At 66.1% G+C, this 22,789-nt stretch carries 28 protein-coding genes; 21 read left to right on the top strand and 7 right to left on the bottom strand.

Features of this window, described 5'->3' with window-relative positions; translation table 11 throughout:
- Window positions 1-34 precede the first annotated feature (34 nt).
- Entirely contained in the window at window positions 35-1,264 is a 1,230-nt protein-coding gene (locus tag VGQ44_04485) for a histidine kinase (GenBank protein HEV8446047.1), read from the top strand.
- Entirely contained in the window at window positions 1,264-2,058 is a 795-nt protein-coding gene (locus tag VGQ44_04480; protein ID HEV8446046.1) for a LytTR family DNA-binding domain-containing protein, read from the top strand. Before VGQ44_04485 ends, VGQ44_04480 begins: the two co-directional genes overlap by 1 nt.
- Before the next feature lie 9 nt (window positions 2,059-2,067).
- Here VGQ44_04480 and VGQ44_04475 read toward each other — a convergent pair whose 3' ends face one another.
- The 5 genes from VGQ44_04475 to VGQ44_04455 all read right to left on the bottom strand — a co-directional run bounded on the left by VGQ44_04475 (window position 2,068) and on the right by VGQ44_04455 (window position 4,312).
- Entirely contained in the window at window positions 2,068-2,988 is a 921-nt protein-coding gene (locus VGQ44_04475; GenBank protein HEV8446045.1) for a TIGR01777 family oxidoreductase, read from the bottom strand.
- A gap of 97 nt (window positions 2,989-3,085) precedes the next feature.
- Window positions 3,086-3,268 (bottom strand): hypothetical protein, encoded by a 183-nt coding sequence (locus VGQ44_04470; GenBank protein HEV8446044.1) that lies wholly within the window; start codon window positions 3,266-3,268, stop codon window positions 3,086-3,088.
- A gap of 1 nt (window position 3,269) precedes the next feature.
- On the bottom strand, window positions 3,270-3,647 hold the full coding sequence (locus VGQ44_04465) for a response regulator (GenBank protein ID HEV8446043.1): 378 nt from the start codon (window positions 3,645-3,647) through the stop codon (window positions 3,270-3,272).
- Window positions 3,648-3,681: 34 nt separating this feature from the next.
- Window positions 3,682-3,990 carry a hypothetical protein gene (locus tag VGQ44_04460; GenBank protein ID HEV8446042.1) on the bottom strand — a complete coding sequence of 103 codons (309 nt, stop codon included), beginning with the start codon at window positions 3,988-3,990 and terminating at the stop codon, window positions 3,682-3,684.
- A gap of 100 nt (window positions 3,991-4,090) precedes the next feature.
- The gene (locus VGQ44_04455) at window positions 4,091-4,312 is read right to left on the bottom strand and encodes a hypothetical protein (GenBank protein HEV8446041.1); all 222 of its coding nucleotides are present in this window, start codon (window positions 4,310-4,312) and stop codon (window positions 4,091-4,093) included.
- A gap of 312 nt (window positions 4,313-4,624) precedes the next feature.
- Here VGQ44_04455 and VGQ44_04450 point away from each other — a divergent pair, with 312 nt between their 5' ends.
- The 3 genes from VGQ44_04450 (at window position 4,625) to VGQ44_04440 (ending at window position 8,392) form a co-directional block, all read left to right on the top strand.
- On the top strand, window positions 4,625-6,076 hold the full coding sequence (locus VGQ44_04450) for a sigma-54 dependent transcriptional regulator (protein HEV8446040.1): 1,452 nt from the start codon (window positions 4,625-4,627) through the stop codon (window positions 6,074-6,076).
- Between the two features lie 3 nt (window positions 6,077-6,079).
- Window positions 6,080-7,204 carry an acetamidase/formamidase family protein gene (locus VGQ44_04445; GenBank protein HEV8446039.1) on the top strand — a complete coding sequence of 375 codons (1,125 nt, stop codon included), beginning with the start codon at window positions 6,080-6,082 and terminating at the stop codon, window positions 7,202-7,204.
- 435 nt (window positions 7,205-7,639) lie between these two features.
- A complete protein-coding gene (locus tag VGQ44_04440; protein HEV8446038.1) occupies window positions 7,640-8,392 on the top strand; it encodes a FliA/WhiG family RNA polymerase sigma factor in 753 nt (250 codons plus the stop codon).
- A 15-nt stretch (window positions 8,393-8,407) separates the two neighbouring features.
- On the opposite strand, the gene VGQ44_04435 is transcribed toward VGQ44_04440, so the two are convergent.
- Window positions 8,408-9,568, bottom strand: a complete 1,161-nt coding sequence (locus VGQ44_04435) for an FAD-binding oxidoreductase (protein HEV8446037.1) — start codon at window positions 9,566-9,568, stop codon at window positions 8,408-8,410.
- Window positions 9,569-9,775: 207 nt separating this feature from the next.
- Here VGQ44_04435 and VGQ44_04430 point away from each other — a divergent pair, with 207 nt between their 5' ends.
- Window positions 9,776-10,186 carry a hypothetical protein gene (locus VGQ44_04430; protein ID HEV8446036.1) on the top strand — a complete coding sequence of 137 codons (411 nt, stop codon included), beginning with the start codon at window positions 9,776-9,778 and terminating at the stop codon, window positions 10,184-10,186.
- Here the strand turns inward: VGQ44_04430 and VGQ44_04425 are convergent.
- Entirely contained in the window at window positions 10,178-10,834 is a 657-nt protein-coding gene (locus VGQ44_04425; protein ID HEV8446035.1) for a hypothetical protein, read from the bottom strand. The two genes, VGQ44_04430 and VGQ44_04425, sit on opposite strands and share 9 nt — an antisense overlap.
- Window positions 10,835-11,112: 278 nt before the next feature.
- Between VGQ44_04425 and VGQ44_04420 the strand changes: the two genes are divergently transcribed.
- The 15 genes from VGQ44_04420 to VGQ44_04350 all read left to right on the top strand — a co-directional run bounded on the left by VGQ44_04420 (window position 11,113) and on the right by VGQ44_04350 (window position 22,519).
- Window positions 11,113-11,736 carry a hypothetical protein gene (locus tag VGQ44_04420; GenBank protein ID HEV8446034.1) on the top strand — a complete coding sequence of 208 codons (624 nt, stop codon included), beginning with the start codon at window positions 11,113-11,115 and terminating at the stop codon, window positions 11,734-11,736.
- Window positions 11,737-11,746: 10 nt separating this feature from the next.
- Window positions 11,747-12,247 carry a DUF6644 family protein gene (locus tag VGQ44_04415; protein ID HEV8446033.1) on the top strand — a complete coding sequence of 167 codons (501 nt, stop codon included), beginning with the start codon at window positions 11,747-11,749 and terminating at the stop codon, window positions 12,245-12,247.
- An 11-nt stretch (window positions 12,248-12,258) separates the two neighbouring features.
- Entirely contained in the window at window positions 12,259-12,813 is a 555-nt protein-coding gene (locus VGQ44_04410; GenBank protein ID HEV8446032.1) for a Rieske (2Fe-2S) protein, read from the top strand.
- 26 nt (window positions 12,814-12,839) lie between these two features.
- Window positions 12,840-13,289 carry a Rieske 2Fe-2S domain-containing protein gene (locus VGQ44_04405; GenBank protein HEV8446031.1) on the top strand — a complete coding sequence of 150 codons (450 nt, stop codon included), beginning with the start codon at window positions 12,840-12,842 and terminating at the stop codon, window positions 13,287-13,289.
- 54 nt (window positions 13,290-13,343) lie between these two features.
- A complete protein-coding gene (locus VGQ44_04400) occupies window positions 13,344-14,024 on the top strand; it encodes a deoxynucleoside kinase (protein ID HEV8446030.1) in 681 nt (226 codons plus the stop codon).
- A gap of 15 nt (window positions 14,025-14,039) precedes the next feature.
- Complete coding sequence (locus VGQ44_04395; GenBank protein ID HEV8446029.1) at window positions 14,040-14,351, top strand: gas vesicle protein GvpG; 312 nt, start codon at window positions 14,040-14,042, stop codon at window positions 14,349-14,351.
- Window positions 14,348-16,216, top strand: coding sequence for an ArsA family ATPase (locus VGQ44_04390; protein ID HEV8446028.1), 1,869 nt, complete (start codon window positions 14,348-14,350; stop codon window positions 16,214-16,216). The genes VGQ44_04395 and VGQ44_04390 overlap by 4 nt, the downstream gene beginning before the upstream one ends.
- 10 nt (window positions 16,217-16,226) lie before the next feature.
- Window positions 16,227-17,039, top strand: a complete 813-nt coding sequence (locus tag VGQ44_04385) for a GvpL/GvpF family gas vesicle protein (GenBank protein HEV8446027.1) — start codon at window positions 16,227-16,229, stop codon at window positions 17,037-17,039.
- Window positions 17,036-17,266 carry a gas vesicle protein GvpJ gene (gvpJ, locus tag VGQ44_04380; protein HEV8446026.1) on the top strand — a complete coding sequence of 77 codons (231 nt, stop codon included), beginning with the start codon at window positions 17,036-17,038 and terminating at the stop codon, window positions 17,264-17,266. Before VGQ44_04385 ends, gvpJ begins: the two co-directional genes overlap by 4 nt.
- Window positions 17,263-18,015, top strand: a complete 753-nt coding sequence (locus tag VGQ44_04375; GenBank protein ID HEV8446025.1) for a GvpL/GvpF family gas vesicle protein — start codon at window positions 17,263-17,265, stop codon at window positions 18,013-18,015. The genes gvpJ and VGQ44_04375 overlap by 4 nt, the downstream gene beginning before the upstream one ends.
- Window positions 18,016-18,017: 2 nt before the next feature.
- Window positions 18,018-18,380: a gas vesicle protein K gene (locus VGQ44_04370; protein ID HEV8446024.1), complete on the top strand. Its 363-nt coding sequence runs from the start codon at window positions 18,018-18,020 to the stop codon at window positions 18,378-18,380.
- 33 nt (window positions 18,381-18,413) lie between these two features.
- Window positions 18,414-18,767, top strand: coding sequence for a gas vesicle protein (locus VGQ44_04365; protein ID HEV8446023.1), 354 nt, complete (start codon window positions 18,414-18,416; stop codon window positions 18,765-18,767).
- A 54-nt stretch (window positions 18,768-18,821) separates the two neighbouring features.
- Complete coding sequence (gene gvpA, locus VGQ44_04360) at window positions 18,822-19,121, top strand: gas vesicle structural protein GvpA (GenBank protein HEV8446022.1); 300 nt, start codon at window positions 18,822-18,824, stop codon at window positions 19,119-19,121.
- A 21-nt stretch (window positions 19,122-19,142) separates the two neighbouring features.
- Window positions 19,143-21,377, top strand: coding sequence for an ATP-binding protein (locus VGQ44_04355; GenBank protein HEV8446021.1), 2,235 nt, complete (start codon window positions 19,143-19,145; stop codon window positions 21,375-21,377).
- A gap of 233 nt (window positions 21,378-21,610) precedes the next feature.
- Complete coding sequence (locus VGQ44_04350; GenBank protein ID HEV8446020.1) at window positions 21,611-22,519, top strand: glycine zipper 2TM domain-containing protein; 909 nt, start codon at window positions 21,611-21,613, stop codon at window positions 22,517-22,519.
- The last annotated feature ends 270 nt before the right edge of the window (window positions 22,520-22,789 follow it).

Raw genomic sequence — 22,789 nt, 5'->3', positions numbered from 1 at the left:
CTGAGACGCCGTCGCGCTCCCTGATCTCCCGTCGATGACAGCCTCGTCCGCCCGCACGGCCTCCAAGCGCAATCCGTTCGCCACGCGAACGCCCGCCGTCCCGCAGGACTCCATCGCGCAGACCGGCGAGTACACGATTTTTGGGCTCGCGCGCTCCGTGGACGAATCGGTGATGCGCGGGCGGCGCATCAGCTTCACGCTGATTCTCTTTGGCGTCGCCACGATCATCGCCGTCCTCTACTCCGCGGAGCGATTCGCCTACAGCCGATTCGTCGGTGAAGCGATCTCGCTGCGGAACCTTCTGCCGGCCGAGCTGATTTTCACGTATGCGTGGGCTCTGCTCACGCCGCCGGTGATGATGATCGCCAAGCGATTCCCGGTGTGGGGACACTCGCCGCGCCTTCGCAATTGGGGCGTGCAGGTGGGCGCGCTCGCGGCGTTCGTCGTGACGCACGCGGCGCTTTGCTCACTGGTGATGGCCGCGATCGCGCCCGGAACGACGCTGCGGCAGTTCCCGGCGCTGTTCGGGAATACCGTACTCTCGTGGACGGTCGTCGATTCGATCGTCTTCTGCGCGCTCGTGACGGTGCACCACGCGGTCGTCTATTACCGCGTCTCGAAGGACCGCGCGTTGCGCGCGTCGCAGCTCGAGGCGCGTCTCGCGCAGACGCAGCTCCACATGCTGCGCATGCAGCTCCAACCGCACTTCCTCTTCAACACGTTGCACTCGATCTCGGCCCTCATGCACAAAGACGTGCGGCGCGCCGACTCGATGGTCGCGGCGCTGAGCGATCTGCTGCGCATGTCGCTCCAGAACATCGGCGCGCAGGAAGTGCCGCTCCAATCGGAGCTCGACTTCCTTCAGCGGTACGTCGAGATCATGAGCCTGCGCTTCGGCGACCGGCTGCGCGTCTCGATCGACGTCGACCCGGAGACGCGCGACGCGCGCGTGCCCAACCTCTTCCTGCAGCCGCTCGTCGAGAATTCCTTCCGGCACGGCTTCAGCGACCTCGGGCAAGGCGCGATCGCGATCTCGGTGCGCCGCGAGGGCGACATGCTCTGTTGCGACGTCCAGGACGATGGCCGCGGACTGCGCGCCGGCCACAAGGAAGGACTCGGCCTCGCGAGCACGCGCCAGCGACTCGCGCATCTGTACGGCGACCGGCACACGTTCTCACTCCGCGGCGCACCCGGACAGGGTGTCCACGTCACGATGGCGATTCCGTTTCAACCTTCAGAACCTGACCTCACGGCGGCAGACTGATGACTCCTCCCCCCTCCCTCCCGACCGACGGCACCACGAAAATCCGAGCACTCATCGTCGACGATGAAGAGCTGGCGCGCGACCGCGTCGCGTCGTTGCTCGCCGAGCAGCCCGACGTCGAAGTCGTCGGCACTTGCGCCGACGGCGCGAGCGCCGTCGAGATGATCGAGCGCGAACAGCCTGACCTCGTGTTCCTCGACGTGCAAATGCCCGGCATGGACGGCTTCGACGTCGTCGAGAATCTCGACCGCGACCACGTGCCGGCGATCGTTTTCGTGACCGCGCACGACGCGCACGCCATTCGCGCGTTCGAGATCCACGCGCTCGACTTCCTCCTCAAGCCGTTCGACCAGGCGCGCTTCGAGAAGGCGCTCGAGCGGGCGCGCGAGCACCTCGCGCACGACAAGTCGTCGTCAATCGACTCGCGCCTCGTGTCGCTCCTCGAGGAGCTGCGCGACGAACGCAAATACCCGGAGCGTCTCATCGTGAAGTCCAGCGGTCGCGTGTTCTTCGTCCGCGCCGAGGACATCGATTGGGTCGAAGCCGCGGGCAACTACGTGAAGATTCACACCAAGAACGAAGGCCACCTGCTTCGCGAGAGCATGAAGAACATGGAGGCAAAGCTCGACCCCAAGACCTTCGTGCGCATCCATCGCTCGGCGATCGTGAACATCGACCGCATCAAGGAGCTGGAGCCGTGGTTCCACGGCGAATACGTCGTGATCCTGCGCGACGGAACGCGGCTCACGGCGAGCCGCGTATTCAGCGACCGGTTGAGCGCCGCGATCGCCTGATCGTATCGTTCAGGCGGCGGCCGGATGGGGGTGGGGGCGCGGGCGCACGACCGACTCGAGCGCCTCCCGTAAATCGGGCAGGGCGAACTCGAACCCGTCCGCGAGCAGTTGACGAGGGAGCGCGCGCTGGCTGGCCAGCGCCGCTCCCTTTGCCATTGGTCCGTACAACAGCTCGAGGGCCAGCCGCGGCACCGGAAAGATCGCGGGACGATGCAGCACGGACGCCAGCACCCGCGTGAACTCGGCGTTGTCCACCGGCGTGGGCGCTGTCAGGTCGAATGGACCTTCAGCGCCGTCGTGCTCGAGGAGAAAGCGCAGCGCGCGAACCATGTCCGAGATGGCGATCCAACTCATCCAGTGACGTCCGTTCCCGAGGTGGCCGCCAACGCCGAGACGGAACGGGGTGAGCATTTTCGCCAACGCCCCGCCGCGCCGATCGAGCACGATGCCGGTGCGGCTGATCGCGACGCGAATGCCCGCGTCGCGCGCCGGCAACGTGGCCGCTTCCCAGTCCTTGCACACTGACGCGAGGAAATCGTCGCCGGCGCGGCTCGTCTCGTCGAGGATTTCGTCGCCGCGCTCGCCGTAGTAGCCGACCGCGGAGCCGCTCACGAGCACGCGCGGCCGAGGCGTGAGCGACGCCATGGCCGTGGCGACGAGCGTCGTACCGCGCACACGGCTTTCGCGGATGCGACGCATCGACTCGCGCGTCCAACGCTGCGCGATGTTTTCGCCGGCGAGGTTGACGACGGCGTCGATGCCGGAGAGCGCCTTGGCGTCGATCTCGTCTCGCCCCGGATTCCACGCGACTTCGTCACGCGCGCGCGTCGGGCGCCGAACGAGGCGTCGAATCGAATGGCCGTCCGCGACGAGCGCGCGAACGAGCGCCGATCCGATCATGCCGCTGGAGCCGGTGACGGCGATGAGCAAGTGAGTTCTCAGGTCGCGGAGTCGCTAGTCACAGAATAACAGCGACGGGTCCTGAGTTGTGTTCCCCTAAGGGGAAGTTGCCGCGGGCGTGACCGGTCTAGTCTGCTGCGTTCAGCCGCTGATCTTCGACCGGTGCATCGCCCGCGGCGACCGAAACCGCCTCCGCGGACGCGTCTTCGGATTCTTCCGACACGCGCATTTCCTGGATCGCGCGATCGACGAGTCGGAGCGCCGCGTCCGACTCGTAGAGGAGCTCGTCACGCCGTGCCGACGAGCTCATGTCACGCCGCCGCGCCGACGCCGGCGAGGACGCGCTCGATCTTTTCCTTGAGCGCCGGTGGCGTGAAGGGCTTGTGGATGTAGCTAGTCACGCCGGCGTCGACCGCGGCCACGATTTCATCGCGCGCACCGCGCGTCGTGACCATCAGAATCGGCACCGACTTTCCAACCGGGTGGGCGCGCACCGCGCGGGTGAAGTCCGGGCCGCTCATCTCGGGCATGTTCCAGTCGGTGATGATGAGGCCGACGCCGGCCGACAGATGGCTCAACGCGATGAGACCGTCGGCCGCTTCGATCGTATCGGCGAAGCCGATGCGTCTGAGCGCGTTGACGACCATGCGCCGCATGGTCGGAGAGTCGTCGACAACCAGGACCTTCATGCCCGCTGACCTCTGATCTCGCGTGAAGCGAGGATCAGAGATCCCCGCTGGCGAGCAGCCGACGCGCAATCACCTCGGCTACTTCGCGCGTGTTGTACGTCCCACTGCGCAAACGATCCTTCACCGCTTCCAAGTCGGTTCCCTCGAGCACCGCCGACGAAGCGTCGGCGACCCGCTCAGTCACATCGACGTCGGCGAGATCGGCGACCATGTTGCGTCGCGCCGTCGCCGGTTTCCGCCCTTTCTTGTTCCGAGGGTCCGCCGCGACCGGAGCAGGCGCGTGAAGGTCCTCGGACAACGTGCCTTCGGAAGTGGGCGCCTGGGTGTTCGGATCGATCTGCACAGCTTTGAGCCTCCGACCTGAGTATCGACGAGAGAAGTGCGCGGTTGAGGGGGTGGCCACAATAAAAGGGGCCGACCCGGGGCAACACGACGTTCCAGACTTACGCTTTCAGTACCGGATCAGGTCGATTGCGCGCCTGGCTGTTCACGCTGAGCAGCTCGCCGGCAACGTAGCCGTACAGGCTGGCCAGGCGCGGTGCGACGTCTCCACCCCGCTTGAAGTCCAGATTCCGGATCGCTTGCAGGACCATGCTCGACGCATCCACCAGGCAGTTGTACGGCTCAGCAGCGTCGTCGTGTGTGGCAAGGTGCGAATCGCTCATGCCTCTGGTATCGGGCGGGCGTTCTGACGGCTTAGCGAGCCCCTTGTGCTGTAAACAGTTGAGCCTCTCCCCCTCCCAGAGCGTTGCAGTTTGCACTTTGCGAGGACCGTTTGACCGGCGGGTGGACGGGTGGACGGGTGGACAGCTGGAAGGTCGGCGTCTGAGGTCGCGGTCTCGCGCTGCAGCCACATCCTGTCCACCAGTCCACCAGGTTCGCCGGTCCATCGGGGTTACAGCCGGAAGACGCAGAGCGTCTTGGAGGAGTATCGGCGTATCAGCGCCGATAGTTGAGCGCGCCCCTCAAATCGCACCATGGCGACGATTCTCTGCCTCGACGACGAACCGGCAATCGGCCTGATCCTCCAGGATACGCTGGAGCGTGCCGGCCATCGCGCCGTGGCGGCTCACAACGTCCCGCAGGCCCTCCAGGCGTTGGCGGGAAACGGCGGCTCGATCGATCTGATCATCTCCGACTACCGCATGCCGGGCCTCACCGGCCTCGAGTTTCTGGCGTTGCTGCGGCAGGAAGGGCACGACACGCCACTCATCATGCTGACCGGCTACGGCAGCATCGAGCACGCGGTGTCGGCCATCAAAGCGGGTGCGATCGACTACATCACCAAGCCCGTTCGCCCCGAACAGCTCGAGCTCGCGGTGAATCAGGCGTTGGAGGTCGTTCGGCTTCGGCGGGAGAACGAGCGTCTTCGCCGCGAGGTGACCGAGTTCCGCAACGAGCGGCAGATCATCGGAAACAGTGCGCCGATTCGCCGGGTGCTTCAGACCGTGTCGACCGCTGCTCCCACGCGCGCGACCGTATTGCTCGAGGGCGAGTCCGGCACCGGCAAGGAGCTGTTCGCGCGCGCGATCCACGCCCAGAGCGATCGACGCGACGGTCCGTTCATCCAGCTCAACTGCGCTGCGCTCCCCGAGGGACTCGTCGAGAGCGCGCTGTTCGGCCACGAGAAGGGCGCGTTCACCGGAGCGATTCGCCGAGTCGAGGGGGCATTCGAGCGGGCGCACGGCGGGACGCTGCTGCTCGACGAGATCTCGGAAATGCGCCTGGACCTTCAGGCCAAGCTGCTCCGCGTCCTGCAGGAACAGGAGTTCGAGCGCGTCGGCGGGTCGACGGCGATCAAGGTCGACGTCCGCATCGTCGCGACGACGAACCGGGATTTGGCGGCGTTCGCCGCCGCCGGGAATTTTCGCCAGGATCTGTACTATAGGTTGGGCGTGATCCCCGTCCGCTTGCCCCCGCTTCGCGAACGGAAGGAAGACATTCCGCTCCTGTCGTACCGATTCGCGGCGCACTATGGGCAGGAGATCGGCAAGGAGATCAAGGGGATCTCTCCCGATGCAGCCGAACTGTTGCAGCAATACGATTGGCCGGGTAATGTCCGCGAGTTGCAGCACGCGGTGGAGCGGGCGGTGATTCTCAGCACCGAGTCGGTGATCCCGCTGCACGCGTTCGACGGGCAGCGATTCGGTTTGAGCGGCGCGTGGAGCGGACCGACGCCGGCAAGGATCTCCAACGGCCTGGTTCACTCGAACGGCAACGGATCATCGGCGGCAGCGCCGGCGATTCCGGACGGTGCCGTCGTGATCACGTCGCTCAACGTAAATCGTGCCGAGGCGAAGCTCATCGAACGCGCGCTGGAAGTGGCGAACGGCAACCGGACTCGCGCGGCGGATTTGCTCGGCATCAGCGTGAGGACGCTGCGCAACAAGTTGAATGGGACGAAGGCGGACAGCGACGGAGGGAGTTAGGGCATGACGAATCGCGCGGTTTTCACATCGGTGCTTTCGATCGGGGTGTTGGCGGCGACAGGCTGCCACACCCCGTCTTCGGTTTCAGCGACGCCAAGCAGCGGCTTGTCAGCGTCGACGGCGCAGCTGTCCAACGCGTCGTGGCCGGCGCCGGCCCCCGGCAAGACGTACACGCTGATGCCAACGCCCAAGACCGTCGCCTGGGGATGGTATGACGCCGCCGGCGAGCCGGTATTGCGCGTCGCATCCGGTGACGAGGTCATTCTGCGTGCGCTTTCCACGTGCGCTCCCGCCTCGCTCATCCGCGCCGGACTCGACTCGAACCGCGTCGAGCAGCAAGCAAAGGACATCTACGCGGCGCGTTCGACGATGAAGACGGGTCCCGGCGGACACATTCTCACCGGCCCGATCTACGTCGAGGGCGCGGATTCCGGCGACGTGCTCGAGGTGCGTTTCAAGTCCATCCGGCCGGCGATCAACTACGCTTGCAACTCCTTCGGCCCGCGGAGCGGTTTCCTGCCGGAGGATTTTCCGGGTGAATCGCACTCGAAGATCATCGAGCTCGACACGGTGAAGATGCTCGGTCACTTCGGTCCGGGAATCGTGATTCCGCTGCATCCGTTCTTCGGCAGCGTCGGCGTCGCACCGCCGGCGTCGATGGGGAAGGTGAACAGTGCCCCGCCCGGCATACATGCCGGGAACCTCGACAACAAGGAGTTGGTCGAGGGCACGACGCTCTACATCCCGGTGTGGACCAAGGGCGCGCTGCTCGAGGTCGGCGACGGACACGCCGGCCAGGGGAACGGCGAGGTGGACATCACGGCGATGGAGACGTCACTCATTTCTCGCATGCAGCTCGTCGTGCGCAAGGACATGCACCTTTCGTGGCCGCGCGCCGAAACGCCGACGCACTACATCGCGATGGGCACGGACTCCGCGCTCGTGAAGGCGACCAAGACCGCGGTCCGCCAGGCAATCGAGCTTCTCGTGGACGTGAAGCACCTATCCCGGGCGGACGCCTACCAGCTGGTGAGCGTGTCCAGCGACGTCGACATCACCCAATTGGTGGACGGCACGGTCGGCGTACACGTGATGATCCCGAAGGCGATCTTCACCAACATGCGCTAATTCGTTTCAGCGTTCCGCTTCCGCGGGCGCACTTCAGTTTTTCGCGGCTGAGGTTCTCATCGGGCGGGGCGACAAAGTCGCTCCGCCCGATTCATTTAACCCCCGCTTCCGCGCGTTCCCGATCGGCGGGTGGATCATTTCCGCCGACCTCACCGGCAAATCCTGCCGTTCAAACGTTTTTTGCCGGGTCTGGCACTTCGCTCAAGTCGCGAGACCACCCTGCCTGCCAATGTGGTAAATCTTTTGGCACAAGCAATTTAGCTTCTCCAGGCTCTCTGGCGTTTTGCACTGAAGCAAGTGGAGCGAACTGGTCCACGGCGTGCCAATGATGAGACGCGCATCACGTTTGGCCGCACGCTGTTCCCACCCGTTGGACCGCCCTCCCCCCCCGCTGGACTGCTACCCCGACCGCCAACCTGCCGGGAGTCGAACAACATGGAATCGCGTCTCACGTGGAAGGCCTACGCCGCCGGCGATCTGGCCGCCCGCGATGCTCTTCTGATAGAGAATCTCAGTCTCGTGCATCACGTCGCGCGTCAGCTCGAGCGCAAGCTGAGCAACGAGCTCGATCACGACGAGCTGGTGAGCGCAGGAACGCTCGGCCTCATGGCCGCGATGAACGCGTTCGACCCGGAACGCGGCCTCGCGTTCAGCACATTCGCCGTCCCGCGCATCCGCGGCGCGATCCTCGACGAGCTTCGCCGACAGGACCACGTGCCGCGTTCCGTGCGCCGCAAGACACGCGACATCCAGGCCGCCAGCTCCGCCGTCGCCGCGCGGGTGGGCCGAGCGCCGGAAGATTCCGAAGTCGCGCAGGCACTCGGCGTCGACGTTCAGACTTTGTGGAAGTGGGAATCCGACGTCGAAGGCGCTATCCGCGTCCCGATCGACCGCCCTGCCAACGAGCGCGGCGAAACGCAGTCCTCGCTGCTCGACCTACTGCACACCGATCCGTCGGACGCCGTCGACGAACAGCTCGGGAAAGAGCAGGAAGTCGCGATCCTTCGCGAAGCGATCATGCGGCTCAAAGAGCAGGAGCGCACGGTGCTCGCGTTGTACTACTTCGAGGAGCTCAAGCTCCACGAGATCGCGGAAATCCTCGGGCTCACCGAGTCGCGAGTCTCGCAGGTCAGATCGAAGGCGCTGGCGAGACTCCGCGAGCAAGTGGGGATGTCGCTGGCATCCTAGGTCACCGGTCACCGGCTACACCACGTTGTATTCGCCGACGACGCCGCCCGTCGAGAAGCGCGCGATGCGCAGTGGATCGATGTCGATCGTCGTCGCGCGGCCGTCGAGAATCTCTTCGGCCATGAGCATTCCGGCCGCGGGACCGTGCATCAGTCCGTGGCCGCTGAAACCCGCGCACACGAAGAGTCCTTCCACGTCGGGCAACGCGCCAAGAATCGGTTGGTCGTCGGGCGTGACCTCGTAGAGACCCGCCCACTCGGCGGCGATCTCGGCGTCGGCGAGCAGCGGCATCCGTTCGATCGCGCGCTGAAAGTGCTCCAGCCGCCAGCTCTCGTCCACGCGAGTGTCGAAGCCCGGCGGTTCGGCGCGATTCGACATCCCCGTGAGAATGCCGTCTCCTTCGCGATGGAAATAGAGAGCGCGCGCAAAATCGATCACGAACGGGAAATCGGCGCGCAGCGCCGGAATCGCGTTCGTGACGGCGATCTGTCGTCGAATGGGCTGAATCGGCAGATCCACGCCGGCGAGCGCGCCGACGTCCGCCGACCACGGGCCGGCGGCGATCACCACGCACGGCGTCTCGATCGTGTCTCGCGGCGTCCGGACGCTGTGAACCCGATCGTTCGAAACGTCGATCGCCGTGACGGGAGCGATCGTCTCGAGCGTCGCGCCCAGTCGGCGCGCCTGGCTCAGGTATCCCTGGAGAAGTCCGTGCGGGTCGACAAGACCGTCCGCCGGACACCACGAACCGCCGATGATTCCGTCGAGATCGATCTCAGGCGCCAGCCCGGCGATCTCGCCGCGATCCACGAGACAGCTCGGCACACCGAGCCGGTTCTGAAGCGCGACGTTCGCGCGGAACTGCGCGAGATCCGCTTCGTTGTCGAGCAGGAACAGGTACCCGCAGCGGCGCAGGCCGACCGCTTGGTCCATGTCGGCGGAAAAGCGCTCCATGGTCGCGATGCTCGCCTTCGACAGCTCGACGTTGACCGCGGTCGCGAACTGGTGCCGCACGCCGCCCGCGTTGAGGCCCGTCGAGCCGAGGCCGAACATCTCGGCGCGCTCCACGACGACGACGTTCGTGCACCCGCGTCGGGCGAGATGGTAGGCGATGCTCGCGCCCATGATGCCGCCGCCGATGATTACGACGTCCGCCGTGCGTTTTGATGAGGGCATGGAACGAAAAGTTACGCGAGTTGCGTCGACCCGACGCCCGGCAACTTCCTCCACGTCGGCAAGGAATTCCCGCCGAGGAATCCGCCGCCGCAACACGCGCGAAATGGTAACATGTTGATGAGAAACGTCATATCGAGGCGGCCGACTCCGATACTGAACGGCATCTCGATTGCTTTTGAAAGACCCGCTGTTTCCCCCCGCCCAGCCATGTCGACGGCCGTCGCGTCCTCCCCCTCCCCGTCCCTCTCCTCGCCAATCGATTCGCTCGCCGAAGCGCTCCTTTTGGAGCGCCGGCTGCTCGACGCGTTGAGCATCGTCGTCCGCCGCCAACGCACCGCCGTGGCCACCGACGACCTCGACGCCGTCGGCGACTGCGTGTTCGCGACGCACCGCATGCTGGTCACGCTTCGCGAGGCGCGTTCGCACCGTCGCACGATCGGCGCGCTGATCGGACTCCCCGGAGGCGTGGGCTCGGACGGCGGGACCGATTCGCTCGAGCGCGCGCTCGGCGCCCGGATGACGCCGGCCATTCGCGCCGCGCGCGACGAGCTGCATGCCGCGGCGCGGGCGCTCGCGCGCGAGGTGGCCGCCTCGCGAAATCGCGTCGCCTCAAGCTGAGCGCTGGTCCGCGGACCGGCGCATCTTGAGCGTCGGAACGCGGAGCTCCACGCAGCCTTCCCGCCGCTCGAGGCTTCCACCCAACGACGTCGACAGCCGCTCGGCGTACGGTTCGTGTGCCGGTGTCGGGATTTCGCTGACAGGCGGCGTGGTCACGCGAAACTCGATTCGCACCCATCGATCGTCGGACTCGATCGTCGCGTGGACCGCGGCGCGGTTTTGTTTGGCGAGCCGCTTTGCGTCGGCGAGAATCAATACGAGCACGCGAACGAGCGCCCATCGCTCTGCCCGCACGGGCTCGACGAAACGCGCCGGGGCGATCGTGAATGGCGTGTCTCGCAGATCGTGAAGAAACGCGTGCACGACGAGCACGTCGGCGAGGACATCGTCGATGATGAGAGGCTCCTCACCGACACCGACAGCTCGAGGGAGCAGTCTCACGACCCGGGAACAGTCCTCGAGGCGTGTCAATTCGGTGGCGAGGCTGGAGAACGCCGGATCGTTCGGCGGAAGGTCGCCGAGTCGCGTCAGTTCGAGCAGCGCCGACAATGACCCGATTCGGTTGTTTAGTGCGTGATGAATACCGTGGCACACGTGATCCACGAGCGTGAGCCATTCGTCGGCTCCAGCCCCGAGGCCGTCCAGCACGGTTGCTGTGGGCTGTGGGGCGACCCTCAGCGCTGAATTGGGATCCTGCGGGAGGGGGTGTGCGCTCGCATGCGTCATTTTGGGCTCTTCGAAACGGGAAACCGGGGAGGAGCGCGAGCACGTGCGACGTTGGGAGCGCGCGGAAAGCTAATGCGGAGATTGAACTTTGGGCCCTGATCGCGGTCGTGGGAACGTGAGAACGGTGAAGTTGGTTGATTGGACTACCGGGGCCGGCGATACTCCTTCCCGACCCCTCCGAACCCTGGTCCGGAAAGCCATTGATGGTGCTCGAACTGTTGCTCATCGGCGGCGCGATCGCCTCGACAGCGGCCCCCGTCCCTGCCCCGAGGGTGACCGACTCGTCGACCGCGGCCTTTGCGGTCGCACAGCCGGCGCCGGCGGATACGGGGCTGCTGCGCTTTCTGCGAATCCCGATCGATACGCCGACCCCGAGGACCCGGCCGCGCGCCATTCAGCTGAGCGACTGGTACTCGCGGCGGCTCACGATCCACCGGTACGTCGCGTATTCGACGATTCCGGTTTTCGCCGTGCAGTGGATCGCGGGGAACCAGCTGCTCAAGGAGAGCCGGGCAGCGCCGGAGTGGGCAAAGTTCACGCATCGAGCAGGCGCGACAGCGCTCGCGGGGATGTTCACCGTAAATACGGTGACCGGCGTTTGGAACTGGTGGGACACACGCGCGGTGCCGCAACACCGGGCACTACGCACCATACATGCGTTCACGATGATCGCCTGTGATGCCGCGTTCTCATATACGGGAGCGAAACTGTCGAACGACGCGGAGACGAGTCAGTCGGCGCGGACTCTGCATCACAGGGTGGCGCTAATCTCCATGGGTGTCACTGCGCTGTCAGGAACAGCAATGAAGATTTGGAACAAATAATCCGTCCGACATGATCGTCCCAGAATTCATCGTTCATTTGTTCAAGCCGTGGAACCATTTCTACAGTCACTCGAAGATGGCCGAGACGGTCGTGCAGTCCCTGCACATCGGCGGCGTCTTGATGGCGGGTGGACTGGCCATCGCGGCCGACCGGGGGACGTTGCGCGCTTTGCGCACGCCGGCTCCGGACCGCGCGTTTCCGATGCGCGAGCTCGCCGCCGTGCACCGGTGGGTGCTGACGGGCCTCACGATCGTGGTGATCAGCGGGCTCGGCATGCTCGCGGCCGACATCGAGACCTTCTTCGGATCGTGGATTTATTGGACCAAGATGGCCCTGGTCGTCGTATTACTGGTGAACGGGCTCGTGATCGTGCGCACCGAGGCGGAACTTCGAGCCAACCCGCACGAGGACTCACCGCATTGGGCTCGTTTGCGGCTTCGCGCGGTCACGAGCATCGCGCTGTGGTTCGTCATCACCGTGCTCGGTGTATCACTCGTCAACCTGTCTTGAGTCAGTAGCTGATGTCTTCACGTACGAACGATCATGGCATGGACGGCAGCGGGGCATCCGAGGATCCATGCGCCCGGTGCGCGGCCATTCCGCGCCGCGACTTCTTGCGCGAGGCGGGACTGTTCGCGGCCGGAGTGTTGGTCGCTCTCGGTGCGGCGCCGTCGCGCGCATTCGCGACCCCCATCGAGTTCATCTCGGCGACACGCGACGGGCGTGAGGACAAGACGTATCCCATCCCGGCACAGGATGGCGTACAGATCGACAAGGACGCCGAGGTGATGCTGACGCGGTGGCAGAACAAGGTCTATGCGTTCGCGCTGGCCTGCCCGCACCAGAACACCGCGCTCCACTGGCAGGACAAGGATCAGCAGTTCGAGTGCCCCAAGCATCACTCGCGCTTCGACATGCAGGGCGTCTACATCAAGGACAGCGGGCGCGCGACACGAGGGCTCGATCGGCTGGCCATTCGGAAAGACGGGAACAACGTCGTCGTCAACGTGGACAAGCTCTTTCAGGAAGACGACGACGAGGCAAACTGGAAAACGGCGTTCGTCGCTCTCGCCTGACCGCGCGAACGTGAACCGGACCTGACATGCCGTGCAGCGACTGTTTCAATCGACGTGAATTCCTCGCGCGGAGCGCGCTCGCCGCGGCCGCGCTGGTCGCCGCGGAGGGATGCGGCGACGGGCAGATCGGTCCTCCGTCGCACGGCGGAGCCGGCGGCAATCCGAACGCCCCGGTCGGCGGTCCGGTTACGATCACTGTCTCGCAGTTTCCAGGATTGGCCACCGTCGGCGCGATCGTCGACATCGGCCACGAGCGCGCGGTCGTGCGGCAGAGCGCGACGACGTTTCTCGGCCTTTCCCGAATCTGCACCCACGAACAGTGCGACGCGGACGTCGTGAATAACATCTTCAACTGTCCGTGCCACGGATCACTCTTCTCGGCGAGCGGCGCTGTGATTCGCGGGCCCGCGACCGAGCCGCTCTTCCAACTCGCCACGACGTTCGATCAAGCCGCGGGCACGCTAACCGTCGAATGACCTCGTAACGTTTTCGACGTTTGAACCCGCCGGGATTTCGCTGTAAGTTGGCGAATGCTTCTCGGCGTCGCGGGGATGGTCGGCACTGGAAAGACAACGCTTTCTCGCGCGCTGGCGTCGCGGTTCGGTTTGCAGATGGCCCTCGAGAGCGTCGACGCGGACAACCCGTGGCTCGAGAGCTTCTACGCCGGCGAAGAGGAGATGCACACGTACGCGATGCATCTCCAGCTCCACTTCCTCGCGACGCGTTTCGCGTCCATGCGACGCATGCGCGGCCTCGGCGGCAGTTGGGTGCTCGACCGCACGTGGTACGAGGATGCCGAGATCTTCGCGCGCGGCCTGTTCGAGCAGGGCTACATGACGTCCGACGAGTGGACGCTGTATCGCCGCCTGTACGGCGAGCTGCTGCACTCACCCGCGGCGCGTCCGCCTCGGCTCCTGATCTATCTCTACGGGCCGCTCGACGTGATCGCCGAGCGCATCGCGACGCGCGGGCGACCGAGCGAAAAGGAAGTCGCGGCGGAATATTGGCGATCGCTGCACGAGCGGTACGAGCGGTGGATCGCGCACTTCCGCCATTGTCCCGTGCTCGCCATCGACGTGCGCGACTACGACCTCGTTGCCGACGGTTCGGCGGTGGACGAGATCTCGGCGCGCGTGCGGCAACAGCTCGAGGGCGAGCTGCCGCAGACGGAGCTGTGGCCGGCGGTGTCGCGCCGCGTCGCATTCGCGTGAGGCGTCGAGCGTTCGATGGGACTCCTGTCGAAGATTCTTCTCTTTCCCATCTCGGGTCCCGTCGCCGGGATCAAGTGGTCGCTCGGTAAAGTCCAGACGGTCGTCGAAGAAGAACTCACCGACGACGCGCCTGTGAAGCAGGAGTTGATGGAGCTTCAGCTCCGTCTCGAGTTGGGGGACATCGACGACGCCGAGTACGTGCGGCGCGAGTCCGAGTTGATGGCGCGACTGCGCGAAGTTCGTCACTGGCGCGAACACTTCGGCAAGGGAACGAGCGGCGGCCCGGTGCGCGTCGCGCGCCACGACACCGACGACCGAACGGAGTGAGCGCGCTCGACCCGCTGCTCGACCGACTTCCACGCATCGTCCTCGTCGCCGGCAAAGGCGGTGTCGGCAAGACGACCTTCGCGGTAGGGCTCGGCGCCGCGTTCGCGCGCCGCGGCGAAAAGACGCTCGTCGTTTCGACGGATCCGGCCGCCGCACTGGGTGACGTGATCGGCGCGCCGGTTGGCGACGTCGCGCGAAGCGTTCGCGGAGCGCCGCGCCTGCAGGCGCGTCAACTCGACTCGACCGAACTGCGTCGTGAATTCCTCGCGCGATGGCGCGCGGTGATCGCGGAGATCGTCGACCGCGGCACGTACCTCGCCCGCGCCGAGGTGGATGGATTGGTGGACGCCGCGCTCCCCGGCGCCGACGAGATTTTCGCGCTGCTGGCCCTCGCCGATCTGATCGTGAACCAAGACGGCCCGGCGAGGATCGTCGTCGATACGGCGCCGACGGGACACACACTTCGCCTGCTCGCGCTGCCCGACACGTTCCGCGCGCTGCTCGACGTCCTTGACACGATGCAGGACAAGCATCGCTTCGTCGTGAGCGCGCTCACACACCGGTACAAGCGCGACGCGGCCGACGCGTTCATCGACGAAATGCGGTCGCGCGTCGACGCGCTGAAGCGAGCGCTCGCCGACCACGGCTCCGTCGCGGCTGTCGTGATCACACGGGCCGAGCCGGTCGTCGCGCTCGAGACTGAACGCTACGTCGACGCGCTTCGAGCGCTGGGCGTCGGCGTCGCCGCCCTTGTCGTGAACGCCGCGGCGGCGGATGGCGATCCGCTCGGCGGCTTTCGCTCGATCGACACCACGATTCCCCGGTGGGTTGTTCCGCGTCGTGCGACGCCGCCACGGGGCGTCGCCGACGTAAGCGCGACGATCGCGCAGTCGGCGACCACTGCGCCGCGGCGACCCGCGCGGCGACGGGCCGCGAAAGCGTCGCCGCGGCCGGCACGCGGCCTGGAGCTAGCGAGTCTCGTCCGGCCGCTGACGATCGTCGGCGGCAAGGGCGGCGTCGGAAAATCGACGGTGTCGTGCGCGCTGGCGATCGCCGCCGCCGATGCCGAGGGCGGGCCCGTGCTGCTCGTGTCCACCGATCCGGCGCCGTCCATCGCCGACGCGCTCGGCGATTCCGATCAGTTGCGGTGGCGCGAGGAGCGGCGCGTAACCGGCGTGAAAGGTCTCTCCGCGCGACAGCTTGACGCATCAGCGGCATTCGCGGCATCGCGAGACCGCTATCAGTCGCAGATCGATTCGATGTTCGGCGCCGTGGTCGCGCGCGGCGCGGACGCGGCGCGCGACCGCGCGGTGATGCGCGATTTGCTCGCGCTCGCTCCGCCGGGGGTGGACGAGCTGTTCGCGCTCTCGCTTCTCGGCGACGAGCTCGCGGCCGGGCGGTTCACGCGCATCGTCGTCGATCCCGCGCCGACCGGACATTTGCTCCGCTTGCTCGAGATGCCGGCGACCGCGCTCGATTGGAGCCACCGCCTGATGCGGTTGATGCTCGAGTATCGCGACGTCGTCGGTCTCGGCGACGCGGCGGCCGAGCTTCTCGAATTCTCCAAGCGAACGCGTGCGCTCGACGCCCTGCTCCGCGATCCGGCGCGCGCGGGAGTGATGCTCGTCACGCTCGACGAGCCCGTGGTCCGTGCACAGACGCGCCGTCTTGCCCGGTCGGTGCGGCAACGCGACTGTGACGTGATCGCACTGGTTTGGAATCGAAGCAGGCGCGCGGTCGACCCTCTTCCTCAGTTCGTGGCCGCGCGCCAAGTTTGCGCCGCAGAGACACGCCCGCCGCCGGTCGGCGTCGCGGCGCTGCGAAGATGGTCGCGCTCATGGCGCGAGGTACGCTCCACGGGTTGAGTGTTCTCGAATGCCCTCCACATCCGTCTGCTACGTTTACGGCGTCGTCCCATCGGCGATCGACCTCGCGTCGGCTCCGGCGGGTGTCGATGACGCGCGCGTCGCGCTCGAACGGTGCGACGGCGTAGCGGCGTTGATGTCGGCGGTGGACGGCGACGTCTACGCGCCGGCGGCGCTGGAGCAGAGCACGGCCGACGTGGAGTGGATGAGCCCGCGTGCCGTCGCGCACGACCGCGTCCTGACCTGGGCGAGCGACCGCGGTTCAGGCGCCGTCGTGCCGATGCCGATGTTCTCGCTCTTCACGGGCGCCGACGCCGTCCAGCGAATGTTGCGCGAGCGATCGTCGCAGTTGGGGGACACACTGCGGCGCGTCGCGCTAGGACGGGAGTACGCGCTGCGAGTGTATCGGGTCGACGCGGAGTTGATGGACGCGATGACCGGGTTCAGCCCGCATCTGGGCGAGCTCGCGAGCAAGGCGGCGGCCGCGACGCCGGGGCAGCGGTATCTGCTCGAGCGGAAGCTCGCCGACGCGAAGCGCGAAGAAATGCGCGGCGTCACGATGGAGATCGCCGACGCGATCGTCGGCGCGCTCGCCGTTCACGCCGTCGACACGGTGAAATCGCCGATTCCGCGCGTCACCGACGCGGCGGGCCGCGGGCCGATGGTTCTCAACGCCGCGTTTCTCGTCGCACCCGACCGCTTGAACGCGTTTCAACAGACACTCACGTCGCTCGTCGAGCAGCATGGGGCGCGCGGCTTTCGCTTCGACTTCACCGGACCCTGGCCGCCTTATCACTTCGCCGGCGCCGGTGTCAACACATGACGACCGATGATGATGAAATCGACAACCGTCAACTGGCTCTCGGCGATTTGCTCAACCACGTGCTGGACAAGGGTCTCGTGATCGGCGGGACGGTCACGATCTCGGTCGCGGACATCGACCTCCTCCTGGTCGATCTTCGCGTGCTCCTTACGTCGGTCGAGACGATCACGCGCCGCGGCATCGAGCGCAGCGGCCCCGCTCTCACGCCTCTCGCCAACCCGCGATGAAGACGCACCTCTATTGTGTCCTCCCGCAGGACGATCGGATCGAGATGCCGACCGGATTGAGCGGCGTCGCCGGCGCGCGCGTCCGAGCGATTCCCGTCGACGGCGTCGTCGCGTGGGTGAGCGACGTCGAACGCGACGTACCCGTGTCGGTGGAAGGCGTGCGTGCCCACGACGCGGTTGTCGAGGCGGCGCTCGAGATGGGATCGACGCCGGTCCCGGCGCGCTTCGGGCAGCGTTTCGCGGACGACGCGGCCTGCCGGGATGCGCTTTCTAGCCGGGCCGCGTCGGTCGAGCGGCTCGTCACGACCGTGCAGGGTCTCGTCGAAATGACCCTCGTGCTCACTCCATCGACGCGCCGGATGCTGCGGGATCTGCAGCCGGTGCTTCCGGAGATGTTCGATCTCGATTCTTCGGGGACCGGCCGGCGTTACCTCGAGGCGCTACGGGCGCGCGAGGACGCTACCGGCGCGGTTCGGTCCGCTTTGGACCACCTCGGGGCGCAACTGGATGCCGCGACCAGCGATTGGGTCGTGCGCTCCGCCGTCCACGATCAGGTGACCCGCCTCCCGCTCCGGACGATCTCGCATCTCATCGCGCGCGAATCGATCCCTCAGTACCGGCGGGCGCTCGGCGAGGTAAGGCCGGACGGCGAGTTCCGGTTTCTCCTGATCGGGCCGCGCGCGCCCTACAGTTTCTGCTCCCTCACGGGGGAACCCGTCGGGACGCACGGCATGAAACTGGCGGACTGAGCATGACCAAATCGGAGTCGGCGCCCGGCTCTCCGAGCGGAGAGGCGGCGATGGCCGGTGGGCAGCTCGAGGCCGAATTGACCGCGGTGGCTCGAGCGCTTCCTGAGCGAATAAACGCCGACCCCGAGCGAGTTGAGCAAGGGCTTGCGCGACTTGTCTTGACCGTGATAGAACTGCTGCGCGAGGTGCTCGAGCACCAGGCTGTTCGACGGATGGACGGCGGGACGCTGAGCGAGGAGCAGGTGGAGCAGCTCGGATTGGCGCTGCTCAAGCTGAATCACCGGATGGACGAGCTGAAAGGCATCTTCGGGCTGACGGATGAGGATCTGAACATCGATCTCGGTCCGTTGGGCCGGCTGCGGTAACCGCAGTACGAACACTCACTTCACGGCTACTGCATGCCAGAGCTCGTCAGCCCCTCGAGAACGCACGGCTTGGTCGACATCCTCGACCGCGTCCTCGACAAGGGACTCGTCATCGCGGGCGACATCAAGATCAATCTCGCGAACGTCGAGCTGCTGACGATTCAGGTTCGCCTGCTCGTCTGCTCGATCGACAAAGCAGAACAGATCGGCTTGAACTGGTGGCGGACCGACCCGCGCCTGACGACTTCCGTCGGCGTGGCCGCGACGACACCTGCGGTAGAGGCTCGACTGGCGCGAATCGAGGAACAGCTCACACGCCTCGCACAGTCGTCCGGCGTGAGCAGCGGCTCGTCGAGCGTGCGGTCGAAGCCGCCGAGACGGTCATAGACATGATCAGCACCCTGAGCAGTCCGGCGCTTTAGCAACGAGGAAAAGGATAACATGGCCGTCGAACGCACCCCGAGCGGCAGTTCACTCATCGATGTCCTCGATCGCGTGTTGGACAAAGGCATTGTCATCGATGCCTGGGTGCGAGTTTCGCTGGTTGGAATCGATCTTGTTACGGTCGAGGCTCGCGTCGTCGTGGCTTCGATCGATACGTACCTGAAATACTCGGAAGCGGTTGGAATAACGACGCCGGTGTCGAGACCGCGAGAGATCGCCGCCGGCGACGAGTTGGAGCGGGTGCAGCGTGAAAACGCCGAGCTCCGCCGCCAACTCGAGGAACGGAAGGCCAAATAGCTCGCCGGAGAAGGTCCTAAGATGGCTGTGCTCGGAGACCGCGAACTCGCCGGTCTCCTCTCTTCGATCGCCGAGGCGCCGGATTATCCGACGGCGACCTCGCATTTGCTCGCCCAGCTCGCGGAGATCACCGCGGCGCGGCGAGCGGTGATGCTCAAGGTCGACCCAGCACAGCACAGCCTGGTTGCCATCGCGAGTAACGGCTTCGATTCTCCGCCGCCGCCGTTCAGCGTGTCGCTCGGCGATCTTTCGAGCCCGCTCGTCATCAGCGCGCTCAGTCTGCTTCCCATTCGCGGCTTGTCCGAGTTGGGGCCGCGGGCGTTCGACGCGATGACGCCGTGGGTCGGCGTCCCGATGTCACAACCGCTGCAGCGCGGCGCGCTCGAGGTGATGAGACAGGAGCGCGCGGCGGAGCTGATCTCGTCGCGATCGATGACGATGCTCTCGCCGTTCGATCATCGCGTCGCGACTTCCCCGGCTGGCGTCATCCTGCTGGCCGGCGACATCGACGCGTCAGCCGCCGATTCGGCCATCCAGCTGATCGCCTTGGCAAGCCCCATCGTCGCGCGCCTCGCGGCGCTGCACGAGGCGAATGAGTTGACCAACCGGCTCTCGCAGCATCGCGAGCGGCTGACGCTCGTCGTCGATTCGCTTCCCGATCCGGTCGTCATCACGAACGCGTCGAACGACATCATCGTCCAGAACCATCGGGCCGAGCGCCTACTCCAGGCGCGCGACGACGACTCCGTCGGACGGCGGCGCGCGGTGGAGTTGAACAACCTTCTGCTCACGGCCTTCCTCTCGAAGGCGGCCATGAGCGGCGGCGTGCAGCACGGCCCGCGAGAGCTGAACCTCGTCGACCCGGACGAGGGCAACGATCTGCTCTTCGAAGTCCTCGCCCACCCGCTCGGCGAACGATCCGGTCAAGAGGATTCCGTTCTCTCCGTGCTCCGCGACGTCACCGACCTGCGACGTGCGGCGAACGAGTTGGAACGGCAAGTACAACGCGTTCGCCAGGGTGAGATCAGTGCGCGCGGTGAGCGCGACCGCCTGAACCTCGTCCTCGAAAACGTCGCTGATCCGATTCTCGTCACCGACGAGCGGTCGAACATCATTCTGATGAACGATCAGGCCGAGGTGCTGTTCCAGGAAAGCGAGTCGGAGCCTCGCACGCGCCGCGAGTTGGCAAACGTGCGTGGGAACGACACGAAGTTCACGTCGTTCATCTCCGAATTCGCGATGCTCGACGACGACTCGCGCCGCGAGCGGATGACGCTCGTCTATCCGCGTTCGGGAACGAACCTGCCGGTCGAGGTCGTGTCGGGTAAGGTCAAGAACGAGCGCGGCGAGCCGATCGCCGTCGTCTCGGTGCTGCACGACCTGACGAAGCAGGTCGAGAACGAGCGCCTCTACGACGCGTTGAAAAAGCTCAATAGTGAGCTGGAACGGCGCATCCGCGACGCGACCGCCGACCTCGCCGAGCAGAACGCGCGGCTCCAGTGGCAATCGCAGGAAGTCGAGCGCGCCAACAAACTCAAGTCGGAATTCCTCGCCAGTATGTCGCACGAGTTGCGCACGCCGATCAACGCGCTCATCGGCTATACCGCGCTTCTGCTCGACGGCGTGCTGGGCGATGTGAACGGTCGCCAGCGCGACGCCCTCATGCGCGGGCGCGCCGCGGCCGAACATCTGCTCGCGCTCATCAACGACATCCTCGACCTCGCCAAGATCGAAGCCGGCAAGATGCCGCTCCGTCTCGAAGAGGTGTCGTTGCGCGAGGTCACGCTCGAGGTGACGCAGCAGGTCGAGCCGATGGTGCGGAAGAAACAACTGCAGTTCACGATCGACATCGCGCCGGACTGCCCTCCGATCTACTCCGACCGCACCAAGATCAAGCAAATTCTTCTGAATCTCCTGTCGAACGCGGTGAAGTTCACCAATCGCGGACGCGTCACGGTCGAGGCCCACCGCGCGGTGGATGGGGTGCGCGTCGACGTGGTCGACACGGGCATCGGGATTCGCGCATCGGACCTCCAGGCCATCTGGGAAGACTTCCGCCAGGTCGACCAATCGCGGACCCGCGAATTCGGGGGGACGGGACTCGGTCTCAGCATCACCCGAAAGCTCCTCGACCGACTCGGTGGGTCGGTGGACGTCAGGAGCACGTACGGCGAGGGGAGCACTTTCTCCGTTTACCTTCCCCTCCGGCTGCCGGCCGCGGCGTCAGAGTATTCCGTGATAGAGGTGTCGGGGTAAAGAGGCACCGGGGAGGAGGCGGCGTGGGGAGACCTGGAACGGGCACGGCGGCAGAGTGCGGTGGCTAGAACTCCTCGTCGCACCACCCCTCGCGCGTTCCAGGTCTCCGCACCCCGCGCCGCACCCGTTCCAGGTCCCCGCACTCCGCGCCGCACTCCTTCCCGCGAACCGCCTCGTAACACTGGGGTACTTGATTCCGTCCATAGTGTGAACCTGCTCTGGAGATAGTGCCCATGTTCGGCTCGACAACCCTGGCGCGCGGGTCCGCAATGCGCTGGACCGCCGTTGGCCTGGCGCTCGCGTTCAGCGCGGCATGCTCGGATAAAGAAGCGTCGTCGCGTGCAGCGGCGGATTCGTCGCTCTCTCGCGATCTGGCTTTGGCGAACGCGCAAACGACCGCCAGCCCGCAGTTGCGCGATACGGCGACCGCACCCGCTCCGGCTCCCGCGCGCCGTGAGCAACGCGAAGATCGTCCGGCGCCCGTCCGTACACACACGGCGCGAAGACCTCAGGTCGAGCAGCCGCCTCAGCAGTCGCACGCGGCGCCGCCGCCGACCGTGCAGCCGCCCCCGGTAATGCCCGCCCCGGCGCCCGCGGCGATCCCGGCAGCCACACCTGCGCCGGCGCGTGGTGAGATCGGCTCCGGCTCGACCTTCGCGCTCACCAACGGCACCAAGGTGTGCACGTCGAACGTCCCCGGCGACAAAATCGTCGCGACCCTGAACGAATCGGTCACTGGCTCGAACGGCGCGGTGATTCCATCTGGCTCGACGGTCGTGCTCGAGGTGGCGTCGACGACGCCCGGCGAGAATGGCGCCGACCCGAAGATCGCGCTCCGCGTGAAGAACGTCGTGGTGAACGACAAGACGTACTCGGTCGCCGGCGACGTCACACCGCTCGCTCCGCTCGACAAGACCAAGATCGCCGACGGCGGAACGGACAAGACCAAAGTCGTCGGCGGCGCGATCGCCGGCGCGATCCTCGGCCAGATGATCGGGCACAACACGAAGGGCACTCTGATCGGGGCCGCCGCAGGCGCCGCCACCGGCGCGGCAGTCGGTCACACGAGCGAACAGTACGCGGCGTGTCTGCCCGCTGGCGCTCCGCTTCGATTGACGCTCTCGTCGCCGATCGTCATGTAGCGCTTGAGGCCCTGGTAGCGGCGAACGGCTCGGCTGACGGTGTCGGTCGAGCCGTTTGACTGCTCGCCATTGGCGATCCGCCGAGTGGGCCACGGTCTTGTGGGATGTCGGACGTCTGAAAATCTGACGTCTCACGTCCACCAGCCCTGGCCGTTCGGCGACGGGATGGAAGCCAAGTCACCTTTCCTCGCTGAGTCGAGCGCGGCCCGGCGAGAGCTGGCTGACGGGGGATGTCAGATTTCAGACCTCCGATTTCGAGCCCAAGATCGG

This window comes from Gemmatimonadaceae bacterium (assembly GCA_036003045.1).
Taxonomy (GTDB): Bacteria; Gemmatimonadota; Gemmatimonadetes; order Gemmatimonadales; family Gemmatimonadaceae; genus JAQBQB01.
The sequence above is the reverse complement of the archived record's forward strand: the minus strand, read 5'-3'. Positions and strand labels throughout refer to the sequence as shown.